Here is a 14562-nt window from a genome sequence, read left to right as displayed (position 1 = left end):
TGTTTTTGATATATAAAACTGATTACAAAAGAAGAAATTTAAAAGACAAAAGCCCCGTAAAAAGGGCTTAAAAATTATTTATCTCTAAGATTTAATTCAGTAATTAATTTACTATAAGAATTATAATCTTTTCTTTTAAGATAAGATAAAAGTCTTTTTCTTTGACCTACAAGTTTTAGAAGTCCTAATCTTGATGAAAAGTCTTTTTTGTAGATTTTTAAATGTTCTGTAAGTTCTGCAATTCTTGCAGTTAAAAGAGCTACTTGAACTTCTGTTGAACCAGTATCACCTGGTTTTTTAGCGAATTTCGCAACTATTTCTGCTTTTTTGGCCGAATCTAAAGCCATGATAGACCTCCTGATTGGTAAAATAATAAAATTAAAGAACTGTAATTTTATCTTAAAAAGCAAAAAATAAACTGAATTTATCTTTTTTAGAAGGTTTTGTCAAAATTTAAGTCTTTTTCTAAGAATTATTTATTATAATTACAGCTATTTCTGTAGTTATAACAAGGAGAATCTGTGCTATTTACCAAAGCTAGCGAATACGCTTTACTTTCTTTAATTTATATTTCTCAAAAAGAAACACCTCAAGATGTAGATTCTTTAGCTTTAGAGCTTGATATTCCTAAAAGTTTTTTAGCTAAAATTTTACAAACTTTAGCTAAAGATGGCTTGTTAAAATCCTTTAAAGGGGCAAAAGGTGGTTTTGTTTTAATCAAAGAACCAAGTCAATATACTATAAAAGAAATTGTTAATAGTGCTGAAAAAAAGGATATCAGTGTATTTGAATGCAGTGGTGGCACTTGTCCAAATAATAAAGAAGAAAATTGCACCTTAATGTCTATGTTAGTAAATTTACAAAATAAAGTAGATGAATTTTTAGATTCTATTACTTTAGAAGATATTATGAAAAATAATGGCAAAAAATAAAATAGTCGATTTAGTTTTTCCTTTCTTGGGGCCTTTAATCGCTCCTGTTTTAAAAGCTAAAAGCTTGACTATTGTTGGTTTTTTAGTTTGTATTTTAGCTATTATTATAGTTCCTTTACCAAGCCCTATTTTGGACTTTTTCTTGGCTTTAAGCATAGCTTTATCGGTATTAATTATTTTAATTTCTATTTATATACCCAAACCGACAGATTTAACAACTTTTCCAACTTTAATCTTGATTATCACTTTATTTAGGCTTTCATTAAATATAGCTACCACAAGGATGATTTTAAGCGAAGGGCAAAACGGCCCTGAAGCTGTGAGTGAGATTATAGCAGCATTTGGAGAATTTGTTGTTGGTGGAAATATGGTCATTGGCGTGATTGTATTTTGTATTTTAGTATTGATTAATTTCATGGTTGTAACAAAAGGTAGTACAAGGGTTTCTGAAGTACAAGCAAGATTTACACTTGATGCGATGCCGGGTAAACAAATGGCTATTGATGCGGATTTAAATGCAGGACTTATTGATGAACAAACCGCTAGAGCAAGACGTCAAGAAGTTATTGCTGAGGCAAACTTCTATGGTGCAATGGATGGTTCTTCTAAATTTATCAAAGGAGATGCTGTTGCAGGAATTATCATAACTATTATAAATATCATAGGTGGTTTTTTAATAGGATCTTTTCAGCACGATATGGCTTTAAGCGATGCTGCTTCTACCTATACTATTTTAACCATAGGTGATGGACTTGTATCTCAAATTCCAGGGCTTATTACTTCTACTGCAACCGCTATAATTATCACTCGTGCAAGCAAAGATGAGGAAAATTTTGCAGAAGGAACTTTAACTCAACTTTTAAGCGAATATCGCACGCTTTTAATAGTAGGTTTTGTACTTTTTATCTTTGCGTTAGTGCCTGGTTTGCCAACTTTATCCTTGGGCTTTATGGCTTTAGTATTTTTAAGCCTTGGCTATCTTACCAAGCAGGTTAAGGAAGGTAAAATTGATATAACTACAGTTAAAAAAAGCAAACCAAGTGCCGCAGTTGCATCTCAAAGTGGAGCAGGTGGGACAACGGCAGCGCCTGCTAAGAAAAGCGAAGAAGAAATTCTCAAAGAAGAAGAGCACAAGATTAACGATATACTCAAAGTTGAAATTTTAGAACTTGAACTTGGATACGGACTTATTAAGCTTGCTGAAAACGAACTTACAGAAAGAATTCGCTCAATGAGAAGAAGTATTGCTGAAAGTTTAGGATTTTTAATGCCAAAAATAAGAATAAGAGATAATTTAAGACTTAAACCAAATGAGTATAGTTTTAAACTCAAGGGCGTGTCTATAGCAAGTGCTGAAATTTATCCGGATAAATATTTAGCCATGGATAGTGGTTTTATCACAGAAGAGATAGAAGGGATTGCTACAAAAGAACCCGCTTTTAACTCTGATGCACTTTGGATTGATGCGAATTTAAAAGATGAAGCAACATTAAATGGCTATATAGTAATAGATCCTGCAAGTGTTATTTCAACACATATGAGCGAACTTATCAAAGCGCACGCAAGCGAACTTCTCACACGCCAAGAGGTACAAAATCTTCTTGATAAGGTTAAAAATGATTATCCAATCATCGTAGAAGGTGCTTTAGGTGTTGCATCTGTAAGTCTTATTCAAAAAATTCTCAAAGACTTGCTTAAGCATCACATACCAATTAAAGATATGCTTACTATTTTAGAATCTGTAAGCGATATAGCAGAAGTAAGCAAGAGTTTTGATATGATTATTGAACATGTAAGGGCGTCCTTGGCTAGGATGATTACAAATATGTATTTAGATGATAAAGGAAATTTGGATATTTTTATCTTAGACTCTGCTAGTTCTGCGGTTTTAATGGAAAATGTACAATTTAGAGATGGAAGTTATCACTTGCCTTTAAGTGTAGCTCAAACAGGTACTTTAGTAGATACTCTAAGGGCTGAAGTTGCCGCAGTAGCAAATGGTCGTATCAAGCCTTTTATACTTTGCGTTGAACCGCAGCTTAGAAAATTCATTGCTGATATTTGTTATAATTTTAGCATTAATATAGTAGTGTTAAGTTTTGCAGAAATTGCAGAAAATACAAATTTTAATACCGAGGGTATTATTAGGATAGAACTTTAAGGAATATAATGAAAATTTATCATCTTTCACATACAGATCTTGATGGCTATGCTTGTCAATTTATAGTAAATTTTTATTTTAAAAATGTGAAATTTTATAATTCTAATTATGGCAAAGAAATTAATGAAAATTTTAACTCTATTATAGGCGATATAGAAAAAGATGAAAATTTCGGAAAAGCTATTATTCTAATAACAGATTTAAATTTAAATTTAAATCAATGCGAAGAATTTGAAAAAATTTGCAAAGAGAAAAATACTAAAATTTTTCTTCTTGATCATCATCAAAGTGGCGAAGAATGTGCTCAAAAATATTCTTGGTATTTACTTGATTCTAAAAGATGTGCAACTAAAATCGTTTATGATTTTTTCTCTAAAATCTGTACTCCTGTTTTAGAACTTTCAAAATTTGTTGATGTGGTTAATGCTGTTGATATTTGGCTAAGCGAGGATGAAAATTTTGAACTTGGAAAGGTTTTTTTAGGCTTGATTGCCAATGCAAAAGAAATAAATCGTGTAATGTTTAAAGAATCTCAAATTGATTATATGTTTTTCTTGCTTGATAAGGCTTGGAAATTTATAGGAAAAGAAAATGCAAATATTTTACTCGATAATGCTACTCATTTTATAAAAAAGGATTATTTTGCCAGAAAAAATGATGATACTCTTTCTAATTTAATTTCTTATTTTGTAGTTGAAAAACTAAGTGAGCTAAAAGAAAATTTTAGCATAGAATATGAAGGCCATAAAGGCATCTTAACTTCAAATATAGGCAATACTTCTGTTATTGGAAATGATTTTTTAGTAAAAAATCCTGATTATGACTTTTTTATTGATGTTAGTTCTAGAAAAACCTTAAGTTTTCGTGCAAATGGAAAAATAGATGTAAGTTTAATGGCTAAAAATTTAGTAGGTGGTGGCGGACATAAAAATGCTAGTGGTGGACTTTTTGCGACATTTAAAGATGGAGCAAATTATAATTATATTAAGGCTCAAATTATTGATTTAATTAAAAGCAAAGAACTTAAAAAGGAAAACAATGAATCAAAACAATAATAAAACCTTAAAAAATGAATTAGAAGATTTACAATATGAGCTTAGCATAGTTTTAGAAGCTATGCTTTTATACGCTGGAGTTAAAAGAGAAAAATTAGAAAATGCAATAGAAGCTTATATTGATAATATAGATAATGTACTCGAAAATTCCAACAAAGAAGGGGTTGATGAAATTTTAGAAGTGGTGGAATTTCTAAAAAATAAATACAAAGATTTTTTTCAATGAAAAAGTATATTTTAATTTTTTTTAGTTTATATTCTTTAAGTTTTGCTAATATTTATGAAAAATTAAATGATTTTACTTATGAAAAAAAACCGAATAAAGATTTTAAGATTCAAGAAGTTAAATTAGTGCAATTTTCACAAGAAAATAAAGATTGCCTTGAACTTTTAATAGAAGCCAGTCAAGTTAGAATTTTAAATAGCTATAATTCTTGTCAAAAATTATCTAAAGATGAAAGTTTTCAAAAATTTCTTAATGAAGATTTTTTAAAACTTTATAAAAATAATGGATATTTGATTAATGAAAATTTACAAAATTTGAAAAATACCATGCAGGATATTATGATATATTATAAACTCCGATATTCTTTTAGTAAAGATGTAAAAGATATGAGTAAAAATAAGAATTTGGATATTTTAAATATAGATGAAAAAGATGGTGGCACTTTACTTTACAAAATCAACAATCAAGCTTGTGTTGGAATAGAACTTACAAGACATGACTCAAGAATGGCTATGAAAATATACGGGATAGAAAATTTGGATAAAGAGTGCAAACTATTTATCCAATCACCTTCTTTTAAAGATCTTTCCTACACAAAAAAGGATTTTAAGTGGTATTATTTAGAATAAATAAATGCTTTAATTTTTAAATAAAAATTTTTAAAAACCACACTTAAAGTAAAAGTATCTTGCCTTCCAAGATTTTGAAAAACGCAGTTGTCTAAGTCTTTTTTTTCTTGAATGCTTAAATTTTTCATTAACCTAACCTTTAAAAATATTGCAAGATTTTATTATAGCGAAAAAACTTTATTTTTGCTTTAAATATATAAGTTCTATTTTAAATATAAACGAATATTATTTTAAGGTTTAAAGCTTTTTTCTTAAAATGTAATTAGGTTTTATTGACTTTTTCTAAATAAAGTCTTATACTGAATTTAAATTACGCAAAATAAGGAGGGAAATTGATGAATAAATTTTCTATAGTTTTAACTTTGTTGTTATGTGGAAGTTGTGCTTTAGCCTTAGATCCAAATTTGGAAAAAACTAAGAGTGCAACAGGTATTGATCTGCCTACTGCCAAATGGTTATTTTGGGAAATAAAATTCTTAATGAAACAAGCAAATATGTGGGTCCACAAGCCAAAGATCCTAAAAAAAGATTTGCGGGAAATAATCTTTCTTGTTCAAGCTGTCATGCTAATGGTGGAAGTGTGCAAAATCAATCGGGTTTTGTAGGAATTTAGGCAAGATTTCCACAATATAATGCAAGAGGAGATAAAGTAATTACCTTAGCAGATAGGATCAATGGCTGTTTTGAACGCTCTATGAATGGCAAAAGAATGCCTAGTGATACACCTGAAATGAAAGCCATGCTAACTTATATGCAATGGTTATCTCAAGAAGTTCCAGTAGGAGCTAAGATAGAAGGATAGGGACTTAAGAAGATAGATTTCATCTTAAGAGCAGATGATCCTAAAAAAAGGTAAGGCAATTTATATGGATAAATGTGCCGTTTGTCATCAAGAAAATGGCTTAGGGCTTAAAAATGAGGATAGCACAGGGGCGTATTATCTTTATCCACCACTTTGGGGTGATGATAGTTATAATACAGGAACTGGAATGTATCGTCTTATCAAAGCTGCTTCTTATATTAAAGAAAATATGCCTCAAGGTGCGCCTGACTTAAGTCTTGAAGATGCTTATGATGTAGCAGCTTACATGAATTCACAAGCTCGTCCTATTAAAGCAAATAGAAATAAAGACTTTCCAGATAGAAAGGTTAAGCCTTTAGATATGGATGTAGGACCTTATGATGATAGCTTTTCTACAACCCAACATCGCTATGGACCTTATACAAATATGATCAAAAAATAATTTTTAAGGCAATTTTTATTGCCTTAAAAATTTATTATTTCATATTACTTAATTTTTTAACTAGATCTTCTAAATCTTGCATCGAATTGATTGCACTTGGGTTAATTTGATATTTTCCATTAACAACAAAAGCAGGGGTGCCATAGGTTTTAGCTATATCATTAGCTCTTTGAAACTCGCTTAAAATTTCTTTAGCTTTTGGGGTATTTAAAAAATTTAATACTTCATTTTTATTTACATTCATAGCCTTTAAACCTATGTCGTAAAATTCATTTAAATTTGAAAAATTTCTTTGCTTGTTTAAAAAATAAGAAACAAAATAAACATCAGCAAGTTTATAAGATAAACTATCAGAATAACTCGCGTCTTTACCATTTTGTTCATCTTTGTATTGAGCAAAGGCAAAAAGCTCATTCATTTCTTTGGAAAATTCCCCATTCATTAAACTTACAGGATAGAGTTTAAAATGTAAATTTGGAAAAGCTTCTCTCAGTTTTTCAAGGGTTCCAAATTTATGATGATTGTAACAATGTATACATTTATAAGAAAATGCTTCTATTACACTATTTTCAGAGCTAGGTAAACTTGGATTAAGGGTAATAAAACTATTATTTGCTAATGCAAAACTTGAACAAAATACAAGCGTTAAAACAAATTTGCAAAAAAATTTACGCATATTATATCCTTGGTTAAATAAAATTTTCAAAGATAATTTTATTTAAAAAAAATAAATAAACCCAAAAATAAATTTGGGCTTATTTATTTTTTAGGATTGAATGCTTGATCAACACTAAAAGGCATTGCTTGATAACCCGTGCCTGAACCGCTGAATTGAATTTGAACCGAAGGCTCCTTAGCGCCCCAGTTAAATTCATCAATTTTAGGTTTTGGTTCTCCAAGACTTACACCTTTACTAAGATTAAAAGCCATTCCAGTGTTGCACTATAAACCATAATAGAATCTTTATCTGGTTCATATTGAGTTAAAGAAGTTACAGGATAAAACCATTCATTGTCATTTTTATCTACAGGTTGCAATAAATATTTTTGAAATTCTTTATTCCACCCTTTATATGCGCCCAATTCCTACCTATACCTGCTATATCTCCAAATTTGTCGCTTTCATCCATTTTGGCAAGCTCTTCATCGCTTAAAGTTTTACCCACTTTACTTGCATCTATATTTAAACACACTGCACTTTGATCTAAAGTTTTGATAATAGTACTTCTATAAGGATCTAAAATCTCATACAATCTCCAATCATCAACAACATTACCATCCTCATCTACTTCTATAATAGTATCACACACTGTGCGTACATGCTTACTATCTTGGACGCAAAGTATTTGTTGAAGAAATAATGCCCATTTTTTGCATATTGTCCATAGCATGAGAAAAAATCTATATAGGCAGCAGGTAATTTGCGATTGAAAATTTCTCTTCCCAGACATCGTATTTTACATATCTTTGACCAAATCCCCAAGTTAAAGCTCCATCTTTGTTTTGACGAAAACTTATCATAATTCCACGATTGTAAATATTACCCCAGTTCATTAGTTTATTGTTATCATAATACCATCTGATTTCACCCTTGGTATCTTATAATAAAGACATTTGAATTTTCATCCCATTCCATAGCACCACCTACAAGATTATTCCATACAGATTATGAGTCTTTGCCAGATTATTTTCCAGGAGCATTATTTACTAAATATAGCCTATCTGAAAATTTTGGATCCATTTTTAATACTTTCACATTTTCAAAAAGAGTTCCTCTTTGATCAGTGCCTTCCGCTTGGTTCTATGCTAGCCCATGGAGTTGTAATTTTATAAATCTCATCAATGACTTTTTGACTTTTACCATTTGCGGTTTTAGTATAACTTACCTTTACTATAAGAAGGATAAAGTCCAAAAATAGGAATTCCACCATACGTCTTAGCCATTTTAGAATTCACATTATTAAGAAATAGTTTGACCATTTGATTTTTTTATATCGCTTAAGACATAACCCCATTATTCATGATAATAGCAGTCAAAGGAGACAATCCATAAGGATTCATTTTAATCATACCCATTTGTCCTTGAATTTGCCAATCTATTTTCACTCCACTAGGACCACCCATGGCCATTAAAGCATTAGGTGCAAGTAGGGTAGAACCCGCCAAAATTCCATGCAAAGAGTTTTGCTAAGTCTCATGATCAATCCTTTAAAATTATTTAAGACATCCTATTTTAAGAGTATCTTAAAACGACTTGATTTAAACTAGCTATATTTTGATTCGGATTTTTTGATTCGCCTATAAATTTAAGCACCAAAACCAAAGCAACAATCACCAATGCAAAAATTTTAGCATTAGGTTTATTTTTATCTAAAACATAGGCTATAAACATTGCAAAAAGCACGACAAAACAACATAAAAATGCTATAAGACAGCAGATTGCCATATTCATAAACTTTAAACTAGGAATCAAATACCAACCATTACTATAAAGCCCATTTTCAAAATCAGGTGGAGTTCCTATAAAAAATTTTTGAAAAGCATTAAGATGATTATAAGCATTTTCTGGAACTACAGGGGTATCCATCCCGCATTCTCCTGTTGGCAAAAACCAACTAGGAGCCCATTTATACAAAGGTAAATTAAATGGATAAATAGGAATTTCACGACATCCATCTACGCCTGCAAAAGGATTTTCAGAATGAACCACTTCATGGATATGATTTAAAGTTAGACAATGCTCCAAGCCAAGCCAAATTCCATAAAAAGCTAAGCTATAAGAAAAAATTTTTATAATATTATTTGCAGGGTTGATTAATGCAATCATACCACCTATAGCCATAACAAGCATATCAAATCTTATATACACACATTGTTCACAAGGTTTCATAAAAAGATATTCTTGAAATAAAAAATGTGCTATACAAGTAAGCCCTATAGTAACTATAATCAAAATCAACCAAGGTTTGCGCGTATCTTGCCATTTGGAAAGTGAAAAATTTCTGCAATTATCTTTCATTTTTATATAACTCATTTTTGCTTGCTAAGTTCTTTAGTAATTTCAATCAAAGCCTCTGGAGAGTTGATTGCACTTGGAACGATTTGATATTTTCCATTAACAACAAAAGCAGGGGTGCCATAATTTTGCGAAATAGGATTGGCAATTTCATAACTTTTTAAAAGCTCTGCAGCCTCTGGAGTTTTTAAGAAATTTTCAAAATCAGCTTTACTTACATTCATTGCTTTTAAACCGACACTATAAAAAGCTTCAGGATTTTTACCATTTTCCCATCTTTGTTTTTTCTTAAAATATGCATTAAAATAAGCTTCAGCAACTTTATGAGTTAAGCTATTTTTATCCGTAGGATCAATTTTATTTACACCATCCTTAAATGTCGCAAAAGCAAAAATTTCATTAGCTTGCCTTCCATAATCTCCCATAGAACTTACAGGATAAAATTTATAAGTTAAATTAGGTAATTTTTCTTTAACTTTACCCATGGTATTAAATTTGCGATGATCATAACAATGAGTACAGTGATAAGAAAAAATTTCAATCAATGAATTATCAGCGTTAGCAATAGGATTTTTAAGAATTACATATTCTTTACCTTCACTTAATGCGCTAGCACTTATACCTGCTAAAAAAGCACATACAACAATAGATCTTGCTAATTTTACTGGAAATTTCATTACCCTCTCCTTGAAATTTGGTTTTGATAAAACTTTTTATTAAGTTTTTATGTAATAACTATTATAAAACTATTAAAATAAAAATATTCTTAAAAAATGTTATAACTAAGAATATTTACTTTAACTAAAAATCAAGAATAGGGGATTAAAAAATTTAATGCACAAGTTATCATTTTTATGTATATTTTGATAATAATATAAAATAATTTAATTTTTAAATATTCTTTATAGTTTTCAAGAAAAGTAAAATATAATTTTAATTTACGAAATAAAATTATCAATTTTTTACATTATATTTTATGGATAAGTTTATTTCACTCAAAAGGTAAAATCATAAAAGTATGTAAAAATAGTAGCTTAATCTATATCAAAGTAGAATAATCTAGGTGTATATAAAAAAGTTTGAAAATTACAGTTTTCAATACAAAATTATAAATTTTATATATTTTTACCTTTTATCATATCTTTTTATGATTGATATAAGATTTATTTAATAAAAATATTTCAATCTTTTTGCCTTGCATATAAAAACAAACTTTTTCCTAAAAAAGCTTTTTTTTACTAAGTTAATACTAAAATACCTTTTCTAGTTAAAAAGCTAAAATTTTAGATTTAGGAAAAGTTTTTATGAAATACCCTTTAGATTGTGAAGAAAATTTTGAAAAATCATTCTTATTTTGGTTAGCAAAATATGTAAAATTTAAACTCAACTCACTATCTAACAAAGAGTTAAAAAATCCACAAGCTTTAGCAGAAGTTAATTTTGCTCTTACAAAAGGTGTAAAAAATATTGATGAACTTGACGCTCTAGCAAAAAAAGCAAGAAATGCTGGTTTAAGTGGAGTTAATACTTATTTTAATCCTTTAAAAAAAGTATTTGAATATTTAAATTTTTATAAGCTTTACTCTTTAAAACAGATTGATGAAGAACTCATTGTAGAAGTTTTAGCAAGTATAACAGGTGCTTTATCAGATGCAAGCAAAAAAAATTACCGTATTGCTGTGATTAATTTTTTTGATTTTTTAGACAAGCAAAATGAAGAAGATGAAAAAGCACATATTTTCGATATCAATCTTAAAAACTGGGCAGGTATAGCAGGTTCTAAAGGGGTAAAATTACCTGAATTTATGAGTGAAGAAGAGCTTAAAAAATTTCTTGATGCTATTGAAAATGCAGATTTTAAAAACAATACCATACGCAATAAACTTATTATTAAAATCATCATTTTTACAGGCATACGGGTAAGTGAAGCTATCAATATCAAAATGGGTGATATTAGCGAAGAAAACGATCTTTATATCATAAGAATAAGAGCTAAAGGCAATAAATATCGTGTTGTAATGATAAAAAAAGAACTTATTTACGATTTGCTTAAAAATGTAAGTATTAATTATATGAGTAAAGACGCCCTACTTTTTGTCAATAAAAAAGGCACTCCACTGACTCAATCTTATGTCAGTCGCATAGTAGAACAGCTTTTATTTCGTGCAGGAATTCGCAAACAAAAAAATGGTGCTCATATGTTGCGTCATACTTTTGCCACCCTGCTTTATAAAAAGCAAAAAGATTTAGTTTTAGTTCAAGAAGCTTTAGGGCATGCAAGTTTAAATACCTCAAGAATTTACACTCATTTTGATAATGATAAATTAAAACTTGCCGCACAGGTTGCAAAGGAATTAAGTGACTCTTGAAAACTATGCTGTTTTTGGTAAATATTTTTACCATGATTTAAAACACACTTTAAAAGCCTTTAACCACAAAGAAAGTAAAAAGTGCTTTAAATTTATAGAAAAATATAAAAATGATTTTTATATTTTAATGCTTGCTGATTATGAGCTATATAGATATTTTCAAGATAAAAATTTCACAAGCAAAAAAGCTTATTTGTCTATATTTGCTTTTAAAAAAAGAAAAAAATTTCAAAAAGAAGATATCGATGAAGAAAAATTTATTCCTGAATTTATAAATTTTTTAGATCAAGATAATTACAAAGAAAATTTCATCAAGGTTAAAGAGGCAATCTCTAAAGGAAGAGTTTATCAAATCAACCTTACTCAAAATTTTAAATTTCATAGCAAAATGGATTCTTTTGAACTTTTTAAACTTTTGCTTTCTAGACAAGATACTGAATTTAAAGCTTTTATAAAAGATGAAACAAGAGAAATTTTATCCTTTTCTCCTGAACTTTTCTTCAAAACCAAAAAAAGAAAAATATTTACAAAACCTATGAAAGGCACAATTAAGCGTGATAAAGATCCTATAAAAGATGAAGAAAATAAAATTTTCTTGCAAAATGATACAAAAAATCTGAGTGAAAATGTTATGATTTGTGATCTTTTACGCAACGATCTTTCAAAAATCATCACAAAAAAAAGCTTAAAAACCAAACTTTTTGAAATTCAAAGTCACCCTACTTTACATCAAATGACTTCAAGCGTACAAGGAAAACTTAAAAAAAATATTTCTTTATATCAAATTTTTAAAGCTCTCTTTCCTTGTGGTTCTATTACAGGTGCTCCAAAGCTTGAAAGCATTAAATTTATTGAAGAATTAGAACAAAGAGATCGTGGTATTTACTGCGGAACTATAGGTTTAATACACAAAAATAAAAATAAATTTAGCGTAGCCATACGCACCTTAGAAAAACAAGATGAAATTTATACTTATAGCACGGGTAGCGGCTTAGTTTGGGACTCAAAATTCAAAGATGAATTTGAAGAATTAAAACTTAAAAGTGCAATCTTAAATCCTTGTGATTTTTATCTTTTTGAAACCATGTATTTTAAAAATTCTCAAATTTTATTTTTAAAAGAACATTTATTAAGGCTTATAAATTCAGCTCTTAAATTTAATTTTAATACTCACAAGCTCTTTAAAGATTTTTATAATGTTTTAAATCAAAAAAGTTCTTATAAAGAATATCAAAATTTTACACTTTTTAAACTCGATGAAAAAATTTTCCACAAAAAACACTCTTTATTTTATAATTTTCCCCTACCCTTTAAAAATCCACATAAAGAAGGAATTTTAAAGCTTATTTTATACAGAGACGGAAGATACGAATTTCAACAAAGTGCCTTAAAACAAAATTCAAACGATATTTTGCTTTTAAGTGATGATAAAATTAACTCAAAAAGTGACAATCTCTATCACAAAAGCTCTTTACGTAGTTTTTATAATCAACACTCATACAAATGGCAGCAAAACTTGTGTTATGACATAGCTTTTTTTAACGAAAAAGATGAACTTTGCGAAGGCTCAAGAACCAATCTCATCTTAGAAAAAAACGCTCAATTTTATACTCCACAAATTCAAAGTGGTATGTTAAATGGCGTATATAGAAATTTCTTAGTCAATCTTGGTTTGATAAAAGAAAAAGCATTATTTAAACAAGATTTATTTGAAGCAGAAAATATTTATTGTATTAATTCCGTGCGTGGTTTAAAAAAGGTAAAATTACAATGAAGAAAATTTTATTTATAGATAATTATGATTCTTTTAGTTATACCATCATCTATTATCTTAAAGAACTTGGTTTTGAATGTAAAGTGATAAAAAATGATACCTTTAAAAAAGCCAAAGAATTAGAAAAATTTGATTTTACTCATCTTATCATCTCTCCTGGGCCTCATTCTCCTAAGGAATCTAAATTAAGCTTAAAAGCAATCAAATATTTTAAAAAAAATAAAAAAATTTTAGGTATATGTTTAGGGCATCAGTGTATAGCTGAAGTTTTTGGCGGTAGGGTTTCTAAAATGCAAAATCCTATGCATGGTAAAATTTCTAAACTTTATTTTAAAAAAGATCCTATTTTTAAGGGTATTAAAAAAGAAATTGAAATTTGTTTATATCATTCTTTACATATCAGTTTTATGCCTAAAAAATGCAAAATTTTAGCTCATAATTCAGAAAATATCATTATGGCAATTAAACATAAAAAATATCCCATTTATGGATTACAATTTCACCCTGAAGCGGTTTTAACTCAAAAAGGTAAAAAAATACTTAAAAACTTTATGAAACTTTAGTTTTTTTGCGTTTAAAATATAAATATAAAAATCTAAAGCAAAATATCCTTAAAATAACTATCATTAATATAAATTTATAAATAAAAAACCGATAACAATATAAATTAATTTAAAAAGATTTAAGATGAAAATAGATACTTTGACAAAAAATTTTAGCAATTATCAAACACAAATAAACAAAGACAATGATTTGGTAAGTAATGTTCATAGCGACAATGTGGTTAAAATTCAAATTTCAGATGAAGCAAGAAGTTTAAGTCAAACAAATTCAAAAAATGAAAAAGAATATGAAATCAAAGTAAGTCAAGAAAAAATAGAAAACCACAAAGACCAAAATTCCATTCAAAATAGCAAAGGTGGCGTAAATCCCGCATTAGAGGCTTTAATAGCAAAATTAGCTGGAATTTTAGCTAAAATTGCAGAACTTACTCAAAAAATGACAAACGCTAACGAACAAATGAAAACGGACATTTCAAAAACAAATTGATGTGCTAAAATCTCAAGCAGATATAATTCAAGCTCAAATTCAAGAACTCCAAAGCCAACAAACTTGATTATATTTTTTCAAAAGTTTAAGAATGCTATAATGATGCA

The 14562-nt window shown here is 28.5% G+C and carries 20 protein-coding genes and 2 pseudogenes; 12 read left to right on the top strand and 10 right to left on the bottom strand.

Going from position 1 to position 14562, the window contains the following annotated elements; all coding sequences use genetic code 11:
* Positions 1-74: 74 nt before the first annotated feature.
* Complete coding sequence (gene rpsO / locus FBF21_RS04470) at positions 75-347, bottom strand: 30S ribosomal protein S15 (RefSeq protein WP_002852579.1); 273 nt, start codon at positions 345-347, stop codon at positions 75-77.
* Between the two features lie 174 nt (positions 348-521).
* On the opposite strand from rpsO, the gene FBF21_RS04465 reads away from it, so the two are divergent.
* From FBF21_RS04465 to FBF21_RS04445, 5 genes are read left to right on the top strand one after another with little or no spacing between them, the layout of a single operon-like run.
* The gene (locus FBF21_RS04465) at positions 522-932 is read left to right on the top strand and encodes an RrF2 family transcriptional regulator (protein ID WP_002919115.1); all 411 of its coding nucleotides are present in this window, start codon (positions 522-524) and stop codon (positions 930-932) included.
* Positions 919-3093, top strand: a complete 2175-nt coding sequence (flhA, locus tag FBF21_RS04460; protein WP_002875839.1) for a flagellar biosynthesis protein FlhA — start codon at positions 919-921, stop codon at positions 3091-3093. The genes FBF21_RS04465 and flhA overlap by 14 nt, the downstream gene beginning before the upstream one ends.
* Positions 3094-3101: 8 nt before the next feature.
* Complete coding sequence (locus tag FBF21_RS04455) at positions 3102-4148, top strand: DHH family phosphoesterase (RefSeq protein ID WP_002859543.1); 1047 nt, start codon at positions 3102-3104, stop codon at positions 4146-4148.
* On the top strand, positions 4132-4374 hold the full coding sequence (locus tag FBF21_RS04450) for a hypothetical protein (RefSeq protein WP_002852415.1): 243 nt from the start codon (positions 4132-4134) through the stop codon (positions 4372-4374). The genes FBF21_RS04455 and FBF21_RS04450 overlap by 17 nt, the downstream gene beginning before the upstream one ends.
* Positions 4371-5003 carry a hypothetical protein gene (locus tag FBF21_RS04445; protein ID WP_002870196.1) on the top strand — a complete coding sequence of 211 codons (633 nt, stop codon included), beginning with the start codon at positions 4371-4373 and terminating at the stop codon, positions 5001-5003. Before FBF21_RS04450 ends, FBF21_RS04445 begins: the two co-directional genes overlap by 4 nt.
* On the opposite strand, the pseudogene FBF21_RS04440 reads toward FBF21_RS04445, so the two are convergent.
* Positions 4981-5131: pseudogene (locus FBF21_RS04440) on the bottom strand (hypothetical protein). The gene FBF21_RS04445 and the pseudogene FBF21_RS04440 sit on opposite strands and share 23 nt — an antisense overlap.
* Before the next feature lie 332 nt (positions 5132-5463).
* Between FBF21_RS04440 and FBF21_RS09200 the strand changes: the two are divergent.
* From FBF21_RS09200 to FBF21_RS09195, 3 genes are all read left to right on the top strand, one after another.
* The gene (locus tag FBF21_RS09200) at positions 5464-5616 is read left to right on the top strand and encodes a hypothetical protein (protein ID WP_224328104.1); all 153 of its coding nucleotides are present in this window, start codon (positions 5464-5466) and stop codon (positions 5614-5616) included.
* Between the two features lie 39 nt (positions 5617-5655).
* Positions 5656-5805 carry a hypothetical protein gene (locus FBF21_RS09435; RefSeq protein ID WP_323468559.1) on the top strand — a complete coding sequence of 50 codons (150 nt, stop codon included), beginning with the start codon at positions 5656-5658 and terminating at the stop codon, positions 5803-5805.
* Positions 5806-5869: 64 nt separating this feature from the next.
* The gene (locus tag FBF21_RS09195; protein ID WP_002870197.1) at positions 5870-6247 is read left to right on the top strand and encodes a c-type cytochrome; all 378 of its coding nucleotides are present in this window, start codon (positions 5870-5872) and stop codon (positions 6245-6247) included.
* 34 nt (positions 6248-6281) lie between these two features.
* On the opposite strand, the gene FBF21_RS04425 is transcribed toward FBF21_RS09195, so the two are convergent.
* From FBF21_RS04425 to FBF21_RS04410, 8 genes are all read right to left on the bottom strand, one after another.
* Positions 6282-6923, bottom strand: a complete 642-nt coding sequence (locus tag FBF21_RS04425; protein ID WP_002867467.1) for a thiol:disulfide interchange protein DsbA/DsbL — start codon at positions 6921-6923, stop codon at positions 6282-6284.
* 83 nt (positions 6924-7006) lie between these two features.
* Entirely contained in the window at positions 7007-7177 is a 171-nt protein-coding gene (locus FBF21_RS09190) for a hypothetical protein (protein WP_020246986.1), read from the bottom strand.
* Positions 7178-7271: 94 nt separating this feature from the next.
* Positions 7272-7556: an aryl-sulfate sulfotransferase gene (locus FBF21_RS09390; protein WP_020246985.1), complete on the bottom strand. Its 285-nt coding sequence runs from the start codon at positions 7554-7556 to the stop codon at positions 7272-7274.
* A 91-nt stretch (positions 7557-7647) separates the two neighbouring features.
* A complete protein-coding gene (locus tag FBF21_RS09385) occupies positions 7648-7800 on the bottom strand; it encodes an arylsulfatase (protein WP_020246984.1) in 153 nt (50 codons plus the stop codon).
* 227 nt (positions 7801-8027) lie between these two features.
* A complete protein-coding gene (locus tag FBF21_RS09380; protein ID WP_002852428.1) occupies positions 8028-8159 on the bottom strand; it encodes a hypothetical protein in 132 nt (43 codons plus the stop codon).
* A gap of 85 nt (positions 8160-8244) precedes the next feature.
* Positions 8245-8424 carry an aryl-sulfate sulfotransferase N-terminal domain-containing protein gene (locus FBF21_RS09180; RefSeq protein WP_224328105.1) on the bottom strand — a complete coding sequence of 60 codons (180 nt, stop codon included), beginning with the start codon at positions 8422-8424 and terminating at the stop codon, positions 8245-8247.
* Between the two features lie 55 nt (positions 8425-8479).
* On the bottom strand, positions 8480-9280 hold the full coding sequence (dsbI, locus tag FBF21_RS04415) for a protein-disulfide oxidoreductase DsbI (RefSeq protein ID WP_002867468.1): 801 nt from the start codon (positions 9278-9280) through the stop codon (positions 8480-8482).
* Positions 9277-9939, bottom strand: coding sequence for a thiol:disulfide interchange protein DsbA/DsbL (locus tag FBF21_RS04410; RefSeq protein WP_042635834.1), 663 nt, complete (start codon positions 9937-9939; stop codon positions 9277-9279). The genes dsbI and FBF21_RS04410 overlap by 4 nt, the downstream gene beginning before the upstream one ends.
* Positions 9940-10566: 627 nt before the next feature.
* Between FBF21_RS04410 and FBF21_RS04405 the strand changes: the two genes are divergently transcribed.
* From FBF21_RS04405 to fspA2, 4 genes and pseudogenes are all read left to right on the top strand, one after another.
* Positions 10567-11631 (top strand): tyrosine-type recombinase/integrase, encoded by a 1065-nt coding sequence (locus FBF21_RS04405; protein ID WP_002860519.1) that lies wholly within the window; start codon positions 10567-10569, stop codon positions 11629-11631.
* Positions 11621-13405: a bifunctional anthranilate synthase component I family protein/aminotransferase class IV gene (locus tag FBF21_RS04400; RefSeq protein WP_002870031.1), complete on the top strand. Its 1785-nt coding sequence runs from the start codon at positions 11621-11623 to the stop codon at positions 13403-13405. The genes FBF21_RS04405 and FBF21_RS04400 overlap by 11 nt, the downstream gene beginning before the upstream one ends.
* Positions 13402-13968, top strand: a complete 567-nt coding sequence (locus tag FBF21_RS04395; RefSeq protein ID WP_002875776.1) for an aminodeoxychorismate/anthranilate synthase component II — start codon at positions 13402-13404, stop codon at positions 13966-13968. Before FBF21_RS04400 ends, FBF21_RS04395 begins: the two co-directional genes overlap by 4 nt.
* Before the next feature lie 124 nt (positions 13969-14092).
* Positions 14093-14522: pseudogene (gene fspA2, locus FBF21_RS04390) on the top strand (flagellum-secreted nonflagellar protein FspA2).
* The last annotated feature ends 40 nt before the right edge of the window (positions 14523-14562 follow it).

The sequence above is a fragment of the Campylobacter sp. CFSAN093238 genome (assembly GCF_012898015.1).
GTDB lineage: Bacteria > Campylobacterota > Campylobacteria > Campylobacterales > Campylobacteraceae > Campylobacter_D > Campylobacter_D jejuni.
Note: the sequence above shows the minus strand (reverse complement) of the source record. Positions and strands in the feature narration are given on the sequence as shown.

What these genes read in the sequence shown, in the direction of transcription:
- rpsO (WP_002852579.1), bottom strand. Translation starts at nt 347, where the DNA reads ATGGCTTTAGATTCGGCCAAAAAAGCAGAAATAGTTGCGAAATTCGCT.
- flhA (WP_002875839.1), top strand. Translation starts at nt 919, where the DNA reads ATGGCAAAAAATAAAATAGTCGATTTAGTTTTTCCTTTCTTGGGGCCT.
- FBF21_RS04455 (WP_002859543.1), top strand. Translation starts at nt 3,102, where the DNA reads ATGAAAATTTATCATCTTTCACATACAGATCTTGATGGCTATGCTTGT.
- FBF21_RS04450 (WP_002852415.1), top strand. Translation starts at nt 4,132, where the DNA reads ATGAATCAAAACAATAATAAAACCTTAAAAAATGAATTAGAAGATTTA.
- FBF21_RS04445 (WP_002870196.1), top strand. Translation starts at nt 4,371, where the DNA reads ATGAAAAAGTATATTTTAATTTTTTTTAGTTTATATTCTTTAAGTTTT.
- FBF21_RS09195 (WP_002870197.1), top strand. Translation starts at nt 5,870, where the DNA reads ATGGATAAATGTGCCGTTTGTCATCAAGAAAATGGCTTAGGGCTTAAA.
- FBF21_RS04425 (WP_002867467.1), bottom strand. Translation starts at nt 6,923, where the DNA reads ATGCGTAAATTTTTTTGCAAATTTGTTTTAACGCTTGTATTTTGTTCA.
- FBF21_RS09190 (WP_020246986.1), bottom strand. Translation starts at nt 7,177, where the DNA reads ATGGCTTTTAATCTTAGTAAAGGTGTAAGTCTTGGAGAACCAAAACCT.
- FBF21_RS09385 (WP_020246984.1), bottom strand. Translation starts at nt 7,800, where the DNA reads ATGAACTGGGGTAATATTTACAATCGTGGAATTATGATAAGTTTTCGT.
- dsbI (WP_002867468.1), bottom strand. Translation starts at nt 9,280, where the DNA reads ATGAGTTATATAAAAATGAAAGATAATTGCAGAAATTTTTCACTTTCC.
- FBF21_RS04410 (WP_042635834.1), bottom strand. Translation starts at nt 9,939, where the DNA reads ATGAAATTTCCAGTAAAATTAGCAAGATCTATTGTTGTATGTGCTTTT.
- FBF21_RS04405 (WP_002860519.1), top strand. Translation starts at nt 10,567, where the DNA reads ATGAAATACCCTTTAGATTGTGAAGAAAATTTTGAAAAATCATTCTTA.
- FBF21_RS04395 (WP_002875776.1), top strand. Translation starts at nt 13,402, where the DNA reads ATGAAGAAAATTTTATTTATAGATAATTATGATTCTTTTAGTTATACC.